General features: G+C 74.1%; 12 protein-coding genes. 9 read left to right on the forward strand and 3 right to left on the reverse strand.

Annotated features, from left to right (window positions below):
* Positions 1-3: 3 nt before the first annotated feature.
* A complete protein-coding gene (locus ACGFNI_RS01785; protein ID WP_393679634.1) occupies positions 4-801 on the reverse strand; it encodes a PspA/IM30 family protein in 798 nt (265 codons plus the stop codon).
* Between the two features lie 284 nt (positions 802-1085).
* Here ACGFNI_RS01785 and ACGFNI_RS01790 point away from each other — a divergent pair, with 284 nt between their 5' ends.
* Both ACGFNI_RS01790 and ACGFNI_RS01795 read left to right on the forward strand, forming a co-directional pair.
* A complete protein-coding gene (locus ACGFNI_RS01790) occupies positions 1086-1682 on the forward strand; it encodes a DUF3043 domain-containing protein (protein ID WP_393679635.1) in 597 nt (198 codons plus the stop codon).
* 71 nt (positions 1683-1753) lie between these two features.
* Entirely contained in the window at positions 1754-2467 is a 714-nt protein-coding gene (locus ACGFNI_RS01795) for a class I SAM-dependent methyltransferase (protein ID WP_393679636.1), read from the forward strand.
* A gap of 95 nt (positions 2468-2562) precedes the next feature.
* Here the strand turns inward: ACGFNI_RS01795 and ACGFNI_RS01800 are convergent, their stop codons facing one another.
* Positions 2563-2769 (reverse strand): hypothetical protein, encoded by a 207-nt coding sequence (locus ACGFNI_RS01800; RefSeq protein ID WP_393679638.1) that lies wholly within the window; start codon positions 2767-2769, stop codon positions 2563-2565.
* Between the two features lie 159 nt (positions 2770-2928).
* Here ACGFNI_RS01800 and ACGFNI_RS01805 point away from each other — a divergent pair, with 159 nt between their 5' ends.
* The 4 genes from ACGFNI_RS01805 to ACGFNI_RS01820 all read left to right on the forward strand — a co-directional run bounded on the left by ACGFNI_RS01805 (position 2929) and on the right by ACGFNI_RS01820 (position 7409).
* Positions 2929-4272 (forward strand): bifunctional adenosylcobinamide kinase/adenosylcobinamide-phosphate guanylyltransferase, encoded by a 1344-nt coding sequence (locus ACGFNI_RS01805; RefSeq protein WP_393679639.1) that lies wholly within the window; start codon positions 2929-2931, stop codon positions 4270-4272.
* A 62-nt stretch (positions 4273-4334) separates the two neighbouring features.
* Positions 4335-5156, forward strand: coding sequence for a class I SAM-dependent methyltransferase (locus ACGFNI_RS01810; protein WP_393679641.1), 822 nt, complete (start codon positions 4335-4337; stop codon positions 5154-5156).
* Between the two features lie 124 nt (positions 5157-5280).
* Positions 5281-6327 (forward strand): nicotinate-nucleotide--dimethylbenzimidazole phosphoribosyltransferase, encoded by a 1047-nt coding sequence (gene cobT / locus ACGFNI_RS01815; RefSeq protein WP_393679643.1) that lies wholly within the window; start codon positions 5281-5283, stop codon positions 6325-6327.
* Positions 6328-6701: 374 nt separating this feature from the next.
* Entirely contained in the window at positions 6702-7409 is a 708-nt protein-coding gene (locus ACGFNI_RS01820; protein ID WP_393679645.1) for a hypothetical protein, read from the forward strand.
* On the opposite strand, the gene ACGFNI_RS01825 is transcribed toward ACGFNI_RS01820, so the two are convergent.
* Entirely contained in the window at positions 7384-8121 is a 738-nt protein-coding gene (locus ACGFNI_RS01825; RefSeq protein ID WP_393679646.1) for a hypothetical protein, read from the reverse strand. The two genes, ACGFNI_RS01820 and ACGFNI_RS01825, sit on opposite strands and share 26 nt — an antisense overlap.
* 76 nt (positions 8122-8197) lie before the next feature.
* On the opposite strand from ACGFNI_RS01825, the gene ACGFNI_RS01830 reads away from it, so the two are divergent.
* From ACGFNI_RS01830 to lpdA, 3 genes are all read left to right on the forward strand, one after another.
* Positions 8198-9019, forward strand: a complete 822-nt coding sequence (locus ACGFNI_RS01830; RefSeq protein ID WP_393679647.1) for an adenosylcobinamide-GDP ribazoletransferase — start codon at positions 8198-8200, stop codon at positions 9017-9019.
* Positions 9020-9366: 347 nt separating this feature from the next.
* Positions 9367-10920, forward strand: a complete 1554-nt coding sequence (locus ACGFNI_RS01835) for a leucyl aminopeptidase (protein ID WP_393679648.1) — start codon at positions 9367-9369, stop codon at positions 10918-10920.
* A 326-nt stretch (positions 10921-11246) separates the two neighbouring features.
* Entirely contained in the window at positions 11247-12635 is a 1389-nt protein-coding gene (lpdA, locus tag ACGFNI_RS01840) for a dihydrolipoyl dehydrogenase (protein ID WP_393679650.1), read from the forward strand.
* Positions 12636-12671 lie beyond the last annotated feature (36 nt).

Genomic DNA, 12671 nt, shown 5'->3' on the forward strand with positions numbered 1-12671 from the left:
GGGTCACTGCTTGTCGAAACGCGGCTGGTCCTGCTGCGGCGCGGGCTGCCCCTGGGCACCCTGGCCGCCCTCGATGGCCTGCTTGCCCGCGGACGGGCCGCCGGCCAGCTCGGCCTTCATCCGCTGGAGTTCCAGCTCGACGTCGCTGCCGCCGGAGAGCCGGTCAAGTTCGGCGGTGATGTCGTCCTTGGCCATGCCGGTCGGGTCGTCCAGGGCGCCCGACGCCAGCAGTTCGTCGATCGCGCCGGCCCGCGCCTGCATCTGCGCGGTCTTGTCCTCGGCCCGCTCGATGGCCATGCCGACGTCGCCCATCTCCTCGGAGATGCCGGAGAACGCCTCGCCGATCCGGGTCTGCGCCTGGGCCGCGGTGTACGTGGCCTTGATGGTCTCCTTCTTCGTACGGAAGGCGTCGACCTTGGCCTGCAGCCGCTGCGCGGCGAGGGTGAGCTTCTCCTCCTCGCCCTGGAGGGTCTGGTGCTGCGACTCCAGGTCCGTGACCTGCTGCTGGAGCGCGCTGCGGCGGGACAGCGCCTCGCGGGCGAGGTCCTCCCGGCCCAGTGCGAGGGCCTTGCGCCCCTGGTCCTCCAGCTTGGACGACTGCCCCTGGAGCTGGTTGAGCTGCAGCTCCAGGCGTTTGCGGGAGGTCGCCACGTCGGCGACGCCCCGGCGTACCTTCTGAAGCAGCTCCAGCTGCTTCTGGTACGAGTAATCGAGGGTCTCGCGCGGATCCTCGGCCCGGTCCAGGGCCTTGTTGGCCTTCGCGCGGAAGATCATCCCCATCCGCTTCATGACACCGCTCATGGGCCTCGCGCGCCCCCTTCTGACCGAGTTACATCGGGCTTGGACTCCAGCACACCTACAGACCCCACACTACGGGCCCTGGTTCCATTACCGCACTGTTCGGACCCGGATGCGCTCCTCCTCCAGGACGATCGGCTCTCCGGCGCAGGGAGTAGAAGGTGCCCCGGCGGACGTCATCCGGTCCGCTCTGTCCCGGTACGGCACCCGGAACGGGCCGACTCCGTTGCCGGATCGTGCCCCTCGGACCGTCGGCTTCGCCCGCCGACCCCGTACCCTTGGGTGTTGTGTTCCGAAGCCGTTCGAAGGATGAGCAGGCCGCGACCGCCAAGGTGACCGCGGACCAGCCCCAGCAGCCCCGCGACCCGCAGGCCCCCAAAGGCCGCCCGACGCCGAAGCGCAGCGACGCCCAGTCGCAGCGCCGCTCGCGCGCCCAAACGCCGACCAACCGCAAGGAGGCGTCGAAGGCCCAGCGAGATGCCCGTCGTGCCGACATGGCCAAGCAGCGCGAGGCCATGGCCAGTGGGGACGAGCGCTATCTGCCCGTCCGCGACAAGGGCCCGGTGCGCAGGTTCGCCCGTGACTTCGTCGACTCGCGCTGGTGCGTCGCCGAGTTCTTCCTGCCGATGGCCGTGATCATCCTGGCGCTCACCATGGTGCGGGTGCCGCAGATCCAGAACATCGCCCTGCTGCTCTGGCTCGTGATCATCGTGCTGATCGTGCTGGACTCGATCACCATCTGGATCCGGCTCGGCAAGCGGCTGCAGGAGCGCTTCCCCCAGGAGAACCTCAAGGGCGTCAAGGCGTACGCGGTGATGCGCACCCTCCAGATGCGCCGGCTGCGGCTGCCCAAGCCGCAGGTCAAGCGCGGAGAGCGGCCCTGACCGCGACCGAGGCCCGGCCTGTCGGACAGGCCGGCGAACGGCCCGGCGCGCCCGCGGGTGTGCCGGGGAGCGTGGGCCAGGAGCTGGTCGCGCGGCAGGTCGATGAGCAGATCGCCGCGCGGTTCCCCGTGGGGCAGCGGCTGCGGGTGCTGGACGCCGGTGTCGGCGACGGCGTCCAGGCGCTGCGGCTGGCCCGCGCGGGCCATCACGTCACGGGTCTGGAGTCGGACCCCGCGGCGCTGGCGCGGGTCCGTGCGGTGCTTGCCGGTGAGCCGGACGGCATACGCGAACGCGTGCGTCTTGTCGAGGCCGACGGCCGCGAGACCGGCGTGCACTTCCTGCCAGGCTCGTTCGACGTCGTGCTCTGCCACGGCGTGCTGAGCGACGCCAAGGACCCGGACGCGCTGCTGGCGGGACTGGCCAGGGTGCTGGCCCCCGGCGGGCTGCTGTCCCTGGTCGTACGGAACGCCGACGCAGCCGCGATGCACCCCGGTCTCGCGGGCGACTGGAACGCCGCGCTCGCGGCCCTCGACTCCCCCGCGCGGGCCGGCCGGCTGGACGCGCTGACCACGACGCTCGCCGGAATCGGGGCGCCGTTGCAGAGCTGGTACGGCGTGCGGGTGTTCGGCGGCGCTCCGGACGGGGCCCAGGTTCCGGCGCAGGGCGGCCCGGACGCCGCCCGCAGGCGGGAGCTGCTGCTGGCCGCCGAGGACCGTGCCGGGCGCACCGATCCGTACCGCGCGGTCGCCGGGCAGCTGCACCTGTGCGGGGTGCGGGGCGGCTGACGCCCCACCCCGCACGCCACACCCCGCACGCCACACCACGCACGGTGCCCGCAGACCTTCCGGCCTGCGGGCACCGTCGTCTCTGCGGACCTGGGCTAGTCGGCGTGCAGGCTCATGGGGCCCGCGTAGACCTCCGTGCCGTCCTCGAAGAGCCTGACCTGGTCCACGCCGCCGTCGAGCAGCGCCTTCCATTCCTCACCGACCCAGGATTCGGCGTCCCCCTGCGTCGTGAATTCCTCCGGCTGCACCGCGGGCGCCGTCTGCGTACCGTCCGCCTTCTCGAACCGCCACGTCCACGCCATGTCCGCCTCCTGGATCCCACCGAGTACGTGCCTGGGCCACGGCGGGCCGTACGCTGCGCGCCCCGCCGTGCCGTGCTGTCGTGCTGATCAGCAGCCTAACGGCCGTGTCGAGAGGTCCCCCGGCGCGCTGCCCCGCGCGGGCCGGGGGAAAATCGGCGGGTGGAACTGACTTTGCTCGGCACCGGAGCCCCCCAGGGGCTGCCGCGCCCCGGCTGCCCGTGTGCGGCCTGCGCCACCGCCGTGGGCGATGCGGCGCGGGCGGCGACGGCGCTGCTCATCGACGGCGCGCTGCTCATCGACCTGACCCCGGGCCCGGCCTTCGCCGCCGCCCGCGCGGGCCGGTCGCTCACCGGTGTCAGGCAGGTGCTGCTCTCGCACCCGCACGACGGTCCCGTCCTGGAGGTGCCGGCCGGGCTGCCGCAGCCAGGCCGGGTCGCCGACGGGCGGGAGCTGGCGCTGCTGGACGGCCACCGGGTGCGGGCCGTCGCCGTGGACGTCCCCGGCACCGGGTACGAGATCACCGGCGGCGGCGGTGAACGGCTGCTGTACCTGCCGCCCGGCGCGGCGCCCGCGGGCCTCGGCAACGGCACGGCGGCGGGCGGCGGTTACGAGGCGATGGGCGGCTCCGGTCCTTACGACCTGGTGCTCCTGGACGTGCTGGGGCGCCCTGACGCGCTGGCCAGGCTGCGGGCGAGCGGGGCGGTGGACGCGGCGACGGACGTGGTCGCCGTGCATCTCGACCACGACGTGCCGCCGGGGCCCGAACTGCACCGCAGGCTGGCGGCTGCGGGCGCGCGTGCGGTGCCCGACGGCGGGACGCTGCTGGTCGGCGAGTACCACGCGGTGCCCGATCTGCCGCGCCGCACCCTGGTGCTCGGCGGGGCGCGCAGCGGCAAGTCGGCGGAGGCCGAGCGGCGCCTGGCGGCCTTTCCCGACGTGCTGTACGTGGCGACCGGCGGCACCCGTGACGGGGACGCGGAATGGGCGGAGCGGGTGTCGCTGCACCGCGAGCGGCGCCCCGGCAGCTGGCGGACCGCGGAGACCTGCGACCTGGTGCCGCTGCTGACCGACGGCGGCCTGCGCGACGCGTCCGGCGGGCCCGTCCACGGCCCCGTCCGGGAGCCGGGCACCGGACGGCGCGCCGGGTCGGGCGGCGACGACGGGGCGATGCGGGTCTTCGACTCGTCGCCGCTGCTCATCGACTGCCTGGCGCTGTGGCTGACGCACGTCATGGACGAGGTGGGGGCCTGGGACGACGCGACGTGGGAGGCGACCGGCAGGCGGGCGCTGCGGGAGCGCACGGACGCGCTGGTGGCGGCCGTCCGGGCGACCCACAGGCCGGTGGTGGCGGTCAGCAACGAAGTCGGTTCCGGTGTGGTGCCTGCGACCGCGGCGGGCCGCAGGTTCCGGGACGAACTGGGGCGGCTCAACGCGGCGTTCGGGGCCGAGTGCGAGCAGCTGCTGCTGGTCGTCGCGGGCCAGCCGCTTGCGCTGCGCGGATGACGGAGGGCCGCGGGGGCCCGTGTCCGCTTGCCCGGGGGCCCGGCTGCGGGTGCTCTTGAGCCGTGACCGAATCCGAGCTGACCGGAACCGCATCGCCCGACGGGCGCGCCGCCGCGCCCGGTGCCCCGTCCCGCGCCGTGCTGCGGGCCCGCCCGGACGCGGGCCGGTGGGCCCCCGACCCCGAGGACCCGTTCGGCCGGGCGGGGCGCGCCGACTCCGTCGATCCGCCGGGGGTCAGGCGGTCGGGCCCGCGCGCCCGCTGCTTCGACGCGGCCGTACGGGCCTATGTGGCGCGGCACCCCGAAGCGACCGTGGTGGCGCTGGGCGAGGGACTCGGCACCGGCTACTGGCGCCTGGACAACGGGCGGTTGCAGTGGCTTTCGGTGCTGTCGCCGCGGACCGCCGCGGTGCGCAGGATGCTGCTGCCCGACGGTGCCAGGCGGCGCACCGTGGTGCGTCCCGAGCACGGCAACGGCTGGCTGGACGCGGTGTGCGCACCGGAGCGCGGGGTGATCGTGACCGCTCCTGGGCTGCCGGTGCGGCTGGCCCCGCACGAGGTGCGGGAGCTGCTGGCGGCGTGCGCCGAACAACTGCCGGGCGGCGCGCTGGTCTTCGACGCGCTGCCGCACCCGGCGGCCACCCTCAGCAGCCGCTGCACCACGCTGTCCGGCGGCCGGTGGCCCGCGCCGGTGCGCTGGGGCCTGGACCGCGGTCAGCTGGCCGCGGTCGCCGCGCTGCACCCGGCGATCACCGCGGTGCGCGAGCTGCCGCTGCCGGGCGGGCGGGGCGCGCTGCCGGGCGCTGCCGGGGCGTACGGGCAGCGGTTCCCGGTGCTGCGCTCGTGGACACCCCTGGTGTGCGAGGTGCGGTTCGGCAGGGCGTAGGGCGTGCCCGGTGGCGTCCGTACGGTCCGCCCGGTGTGCGCGCGGCGGCCCGTGATCCGCTCCGGTGCGGCTGCGTCCTTGCCGGCCGGCTCGCCGTCGGACGGTTGCCGGTAATCTGCGCCCAATGAGCGCCCTGAACCTCGATGACTTCGCCCACCTGATCGAGCGCCCCGACGGCGGTGCGCGCCGCGACGCCGAGGAGCGGCGGGCGCGCCTGGCCGTGCCGCCCGGGGCGTTCGGCCGCCTCGACGAGCTGGGTGACTGGCTGGCCGCCACCCAGCAGCGGGTGCCGGTTCGGCCCCTCGGGCAGCCGCGGGTGCTGTTGTTCGCCGGCGATCACGGCGTGGCCGGTCTCGGGGTCTCCAGCCGTCCCGCGGGCGGCACCGCGGACCTGGTGCGGGCCACGCTGGACGGCGCGAGCGCGACCGCCGTGCTGGCCCGTGGCGCCGGGGTCCAGGTGCGGGTGATCGACATGGCGGTGGACTGCGACGCCGACGAGCTGCCGGGGGACGTCACCCGGCACCGGGTGCGCCGCGGCTCGGGCCGGATCGACACCGAGGACGCGCTGACGGCCGAGGAGGCCGAGGCCGCCTTCCGGGCCGGCATGGCGGTGGCCGACGAGGAGGCGGACGCCGGTACGGACATGGTGGTGCTGGGCGATCTCAGCGTCGGCGGCACCACCGCGGCGAGCACCCTGATCGCCGCGCTGTGCGGCACGGACGCCTCGGTGGTCACCGGGCGCGGCGGGGCCGGTCTCGACGACCTGGCCTGGATGCGCAAGTGCGCCGCGATCCGGGACGCGCTGCGCCGGGCCCGGCCTGCGCTCGGCGACCCGCTGGCGCTGCTGGCCACCATCGGCGGCGCCGACCTGACCGCGATCACCGGCTTCCTGCTCCAGAGCGCGGTGCGCCGTACGCCGGTGATCCTGGACGGGGTGGTCTCGGCCGCGTGTGCCCTGGTGGCGCAGCGGGTGGCGTTCCGTGCGCCGGACTGGTGGCTGGCCGGGCAGCGCAGCGGGGAGCCGGCCCAGGCCAAGGCGCTGGACCGGATCGCGCTCAACCCGCTGCTGGATCACGGCGTCACAGCGGGCGAGGGGACCGGCGCCCTGCTGGCGCTGCCGCTGGTGCGGGCGGCGGCGGACCTGGCGGCGGAGCTGCCGGTGCGTGACTGACACCGCGCCCCTCCTGACCACGACACGGAGGGGGCGGTCGGCTTGCGCCGGACGGGTACGGGGGACGGCGGGGCCGGCGAGGCGGAGGTCACGCGGCTGCGGGTGAACGCGGTGGCGCGCGGCGGCGTCTTGGTACGCGGTGCGCGGCCCGCGGGCCCGGTGGCGCATCCGGTGCGCGTGCCGCTTCGTTCCGTCTCCCGGTGGTGTCCCATCGATTCGCTCTTCCGCGCCCCGGCGAAATACCGGCCGTCCCCGGGGCCCCGGTCCATGCTCGGTGGTCAGCGCACCGTGCGGCGCGGCGACGGCGCCGGCGGCTTTCCCGGGCGGCCCGGCCTTCCGGAACGGTGCGGCCGTGAGCACCTGGAGAGCACCCGATGAGCGAGCCGGCCCTGCGTCGCGCCGTACGCGCCGAGTGGGGGCCGCTGCTGCGGTGCGTGCGGGCGGCGCTGGCGGAGCGGAAGCTGCGGGCGATCCCGCTGACGCTCGCCTCGGTGGCGCTGACGCTGGTCCTCCAGTTCGTGCAGAACCAGCCGTGGGGCTATCAGCCGGTGCAGGATCTGGGCGCGGTGTACGCCGAAGCGCCGCTGTGGCTGGCCCTGTTGCGCACCCCGCTGTCGCTGTTCGTCCCGGCGCTCGACCTGCCGGTGTGGGGCGCGCTCGCGCAGGTGCTCGTGGTGTTCGGCGTCGCCGAGATCGCGCTGGGCCGGCGCTGGACGCTGGCGCTGGCGTACACGGCGACGCTCGCCGGGACGCTGTACGCGCGGCTCGGCATCGCCCTCGGGCCAGGCCATCCGCTCGGGCTGCCGCCCGGGGAGGCGCTGGTGGTCGACACGGGTCCTTCGGCGGCTGTGGTGGGCCTCGCGGTGTTCGTGTGCTGGCGCTACCGCGCGCGGGTGACGTGTGCGGCGGTGGTGGCGGCGATGGTCGGCGAGGTGCTGTTCATCAAGAACAACCTGGCGGGCAAGGAGCACATCGCGGCGGTGGCGGCGATGCTGCTGGTGTGCGCGGGGTGGGAGCTGGTCCACCGGCGGCGTGCGGCGGCGCCCGCCCCGTGCGTCAGCGGCTCGGAGCACCCCCGATGAGGTGTTCGGCCTTGCGGCGCAGTCCCGACCAGCGTTGGTCGTGGCGCCGCGCGCGGAGCGCGGCGCGGGCCCGCGCCCGGGGACGGCGGCGGTAACAGCGCCTGGCCCAGGGCGAGTTGGGGCGGGCGAGCCGGACGGCACCGAAGAGCGCGACGAACGGTACGAGCACGCCGATGACCGCCATCCTGACCTTCCCCTTGGCGAGGGCGATGAGGGCGAGGAGGAAGTTGAGGCCGGCGGTGCGGACCACGTTCAGCCGGTCGCGGGCCTCGTCGGGCCCCAGTTCGTTGACGCCGAACGGCAGGAAGCTGCCGAGGATCAGGGCGACCAGCGCGGCGGTGACGATGACGATCTCGACGCTCTTGGTGCCTTCCTCGGTCCAGTAGACGTCGCCGAAGTGCAGGATCAGCGCGAACTCGTCCAGGACAAGCCCCGTGCCCGCGCCGAACAGCACGGCGGCGATCCCGGACCCGACGCCCTGCCGCCCGCCGGCGATGGTGGTGAAGCCGCCGACGACCATCAGGCAGACGCCGGGGACGACGTGGTGGACGTGCACGCCGCCCGGGGTGACGTTGCGGAACGGGCCCTTCCCCGCGCGGATGAGGCGGGTGACGGCCCGGGTGAAGGCGAAGGTCAGCACGAACGCGGCGAGGGCCAGCAGCAGGGGCAGCTTCCCGGGTTCGACGATGTTGCGGAACCACCAGTGACCCATGCCACATGCTCCACATATGTCGTGATTGATGGGTTTGGGCAATTTACCGCCGGGTGCGCCGGGATAGCCTGCCGCGATGACCGACGCGCCCGACCCCGCCGCCGACGCCGCGCCCCCCGCCGCTCCGGGGCCCGGTGACGCGCTGCGCTTCGCCTTCGGGACGCTGACGGTGCTGCCGGTGCGGGTGCGCCGCTGGGACCGGGCGACCGCGCGCGGCGGGATGCTCTGCGCGCCGCTCGCCGGGCTGGTGGCCGGACTGCTGTCGGCCGCGCTCGGCGGGGTGCTGCTGGCGCTGGGCGGCGGGCCGCTGCTGGCCGCGGTCGGCAGCGCGGCGGTGCCCGCCGCGCTCACCCGCGGACTGCACCTGGACGGTCTCGCCGACACCGCCGACGGGCTGGGCAGCGCGAAGCCCGCCGAGCAGGCGCTGCGCATCATGAAGCAGTCCGACATCGGCCCGTTCGGCGTCCTCACGCTGCTGTTCACGCTGCTTGCCCACGTGGCCGCGCTGGCCGAGCTGTACGCGACGGGCTGGGTGCCGGGCGCCGTGGCCGCCACCGTCGCCGGGGTCTGCGCCCGCTGCGCGCTGACCCTGGCATCCCGGCGGGGGGTGCCGGCCGCCCGCCCCGAGGGCCTGGGCGCCGTCGTGGCCGGGACCGTACCGGTGCGCGCCGGGCTGCTGTGCGCCGCGCTGGTGGTCGCCGCCTGCGCGGCGGCCGGCGCACTGTCCTCGCCGTACGGCGCGGTGCACGCGGGAGTGGCGGCGCTGCTCGCGCTGGCCGCGTCCGAGCTGCTGCTGCGGCACTGCCTGCGGCGGTTCGGCGGGGTGACGGGCGACGTGTTCGGCGCGCTCGCGGAGACCGCGGGGCTGACGGCGCTGGTCGTCCTGGCGCTGGGCTGAAGCGGGCAGGGAACGGGGCCGCTCCGGGGTGCGCCGGGCCGACCGGCCCGCCACAGGAGGCACGGTGACACCGCCTCACCCGGACGCCCCTTGTGGCACGGGTCTCATTCCGGGTGGATACCCGGTGAACCCTCCCCTTCCCACCCCCGTGGCAAATCCGTACGGATCACCGCAACTCCCCCGCCTCGGACGCCCTGTTGGGCCCCACGGGCACGGCCTCGACCCCCTCGGCACACCGCTCCCGCCCGGCCGCACCCGGCGCCTCGCGGGCCCGCCGAGCGTAGGCTCGGCCGCAGCAGCGCCCCGAGCGCGAACGGATCCCCGGACGGAACAGGACTTTCATCACCGTGACTGCACTGACCCTCAGTACTTCTTCCGCCGCAACGGCGCGCGCGGATGCTGTCGTCGTGGGAGTGGCCAAGGGCGCCAAAAGCGTCGTGCCCGCCCCCGGCGCCGAAGCCGTGGACGAGGCGTTCGGCGGCAAGCTCGCCGCCGTCCTGGAGACCCTCGGCGCGACGGGTGCCGAGGGCGAGGTGACCAAGCTGCCCGCAGCCGGTGGCCTCAAGGCTCCGGTCGTGGTCGCGGTCGGCCTCGGCGCGGCACCCGCCAAGGGCGACGCCTACGACAACGAAACGCTGCGCCGCGCAGCGGGCAGCGCGGCCCGCGCGCTGACCGGCACCAAGAAGGCCGGCTTCGCGCTGCCGCTGGAGGACGCCGAGGCAGCCGCCGCGGTCGCCGAGGGCGCACTGCTCGGCGCGTACGCCTTCACCGCGTACCGCAGCAACGGCGCGAAGAAGGGCACGAAGGACGCGAAGGGCACGAAGGGCGGCGACAGCGCGTCGGCGCCGCTCGCGGAGATCGCGCTCATCGGCGGCAAGCCGCGCGACAAGGAGTTCAAGGCCGCCGCCGAGCGCGCCCAGGCGCTGGCCGCGGAGATCAACCGCGCCCGCGACCTGATCAACATGGCGCCCAACGACCTCAACCCGAAGTCCTTCGCCGCCGAGGCGCAGGCCGCGGCCAAGGAATTCGGCCTCAAGGTCGAGGTGCTGGACGAGAAGGCGCTCAAGAAGGGCGGCTACGGCGGCCTGATCGGCGTCGGCCAGGGCGCGGACGCCCCGCCGCGCCTGGTGCGCCTCGCCTACACGCACCCCAAGGCGGCCAAGACCCTCGCACTGGTCGGCAAGGGCATCACCTACGACTCGGGCGGCATCTCGCTCAAGCCGGCCGGCCACAACGAGACCATGAAGTGCGACATGAGCGGCGCCGCCGCGGTCTTCGCCACGGTGACCTGCGCCGCCAGGCTCGGCCTGGAGGTGAACGTCACCGGCTGGCTGGCGCTCGCCGAGAACATGCCGTCGGGCAACGCCGTCCGCCCCGGTGACGTGCTGACCATGTACAGCGGCAAGACGGTCGAGGTGCTCAACACCGACGCCGAGGGCCGGCTGGTGCTGGCCGACGCGCTGACCCGCGCGTCGGAGGAGTCGCCTGACGCGATCGTGGACGTCGCGACGCTGACCGGTGCGATGGTGCTGGCGCTGGGCAACCGCACCTTCGGCATCATGGCCAACGACGAGGCGTTCCGTACCACGATCCACGAGATCTCGGAAGAGGTCGGCGAGCAGTCCTGGCCGATGCCGATGCCCGCCGAGCTGCGCAAGGGCATGGACTCCACCGTCGCCGACATCGCCAACATGGGCGAGCGGATGGGCGGCGGCCTGGTCGCCGGACTCTTCCTGAAGGAGTTCGTCGGCGAGGGCATCACCTGGGCCCACCTGGACATCGCGGGCCCTGCCTTCCACGAGGGCGCCCCGTTCGGCTACACCCACAAGGGCGGCACCGGCTCCGCCGTGCGCACCCTGGTGCGGCTGGCCGAGCGCACCGCGTCGGGCGACCTCGGCTGACGGGCACCCGTCCCGCTCGCCTGATTTGTCCGTACGGCCCCGGGCGCACCGCCCGGGGCCGTCGGTGTGCCACCGGTGTGCGCGGGGGCCGCGTTCGCCCTCAACGAAATCCGCACGCCATTACGCACGAGTAACCCCGGAAGGCGGCCCGTCGGGCGCCTCCTGGCCCGGCCCGCCGTCCCAGCTTCGTGGAACAAGTGCGAAGATGGGTTCTTGGCAGGACAGGGCCCCCCTTACCCAGGGCCGAAGTTAAAAGCGGCCGAACCACAGCCGCCGCCCGGTCATCGGAGACCGGCTCCGGCGTACCCATGCATGGAGGACGTGACGTGGCGAACGACGCCAGCACCGTTTTCGACCTAGTGATCCTCGGAGGCGGTAGCGGCGGTTACGCCGCTGCCCTGCGCGGGGCGCAGCTGGGCCTGGACGTCGCCCTGATCGAGAAGGGCAAGGTCGGCGGTACCTGCCTGCACAACGGCTGCATCCCCACGAAGGCGCTGCTGCACGCCGGCGAGATCGCCGACCAGGCGCGCGAGAGCGAGCAGTTCGGTGTCAAGGCCACCTTCGAAGGCATCGACATCGCGGCGGTCCACAAGTACAAGGACGAGGTCATCTCGGGCCTGTACAAGGGCCTCCAGGGTCTGATCGCCTCGCGCAAGGTGACCTACATCGAGGGTGAGGGCAAGCTCTCCTCCCCGACCTCCGTCGACGTCAACGGCCAGCGTGTGCAGGGCCGCCACGTCCTGCTGGCGACCGGCTCCGTGCCGAAGTCGCTGCCGGGCCTGGAGATCGACGGCGACCGGATCATCTCATCGGACCACGCGCTGACGCTGGACCGCGTGCCGAAGTCCGCGATCGTCCTGGGCGGCGGCGTCATCGGCGTCGAGTTCGCCTCGGCGTGGAAGTCCTTCGGCACCGACGTGACCATCATCGAGGGCCTCAAGCACCTCGTCCCGGTCGAGGACGAGAACAGCTCCAAGCTGCTGGAGCGGGCCTTCCGCAAGCGCGGCATCAAGTTCAACCTCGGCACCTTCTTCGACAAGGCCGAGTACACCACCGACGGCGTGAAGGTCACCCTCGCCGACGGCAAGACCTTCGAGGCCGAGGTGCTGCTGGTCGCGATCGGCCGCGGGCCGGTCTCCGCGGGCCTCGGCTACGAGGAGCAGGGCGTCGCGATGGACCGCGGCTACGTCCTGGTCGACGAGTACATGCAGACCAACGTGCCGACCATCTCGGCCGTCGGTGACCTCGTTCCCACCCTCCAGCTCGCGCACGTCGGCTTCGCCGAGGGCATGCTGGTGGCGGAGCGGCTGGCCGGTCACAAGACCGTGCCGATCGACTACGACGGCGTGCCGCGCGTGACGTACTGCCACCCCGAGGTCGCCTCGGTGGGCATCTCCGAGGCGAAGGCCAAGGAGCTGTACGGCGCCGACAAGGTCGTCGCACTCAAGTACAACCTCGCGGGCAACGGCAAGAGCAAGATCCTCAAGACCACGGGCGAGATCAAGCTCGTCCAGGTCAAGGACGGTGCCGTGGTCGGCGTCCACATGGTCGGTGACCGTATGGGCGAGCAGGTCGGTGAGGCCCAGCTGGTCTACAACTGGGAGGCTCTGCCGGCCGAGGTGGCGCAGCTCGTGCACGCCCACCCGACGCAGAACGAGGCTCTCGGGGAGGCCCACCTGGCCCTGGCCGGCAAGCCCCTCCACTCCCACGACTGACCCCAGTCCCGGGCGCGACCACATCCGCACTTCCCC

It is taken from the genome of Streptomyces sp. NPDC048644 (genome assembly GCF_043199105.1).
Classification (GTDB): Bacteria; Actinomycetota; Actinomycetes; order Streptomycetales; family Streptomycetaceae; genus Streptomyces.

Excerpts from the sequence above, each read along its gene's own strand:
- ACGFNI_RS01830 (WP_393679647.1), top strand. The coding sequence starts at position 8,198 with ATGACCGACGCGCCCGACCCCGCCGCCGACGCCGCGCCCCCCGCCGCT.
- ACGFNI_RS01825 (WP_393679646.1), bottom strand. The coding sequence starts at position 8,121 with ATGGGTCACTGGTGGTTCCGCAACATCGTCGAACCCGGGAAGCTGCCC.
- ACGFNI_RS01820 (WP_393679645.1), top strand. The coding sequence starts at position 6,702 with ATGAGCGAGCCGGCCCTGCGTCGCGCCGTACGCGCCGAGTGGGGGCCG.
- cobT (WP_393679643.1), top strand. The coding sequence starts at position 5,281 with ATGAGCGCCCTGAACCTCGATGACTTCGCCCACCTGATCGAGCGCCCC.
- ACGFNI_RS01800 (WP_393679638.1), bottom strand. The coding sequence starts at position 2,769 with ATGGCGTGGACGTGGCGGTTCGAGAAGGCGGACGGTACGCAGACGGCG.
- ACGFNI_RS01785 (WP_393679634.1), bottom strand. The coding sequence starts at position 801 with ATGAGCGGTGTCATGAAGCGGATGGGGATGATCTTCCGCGCGAAGGCC.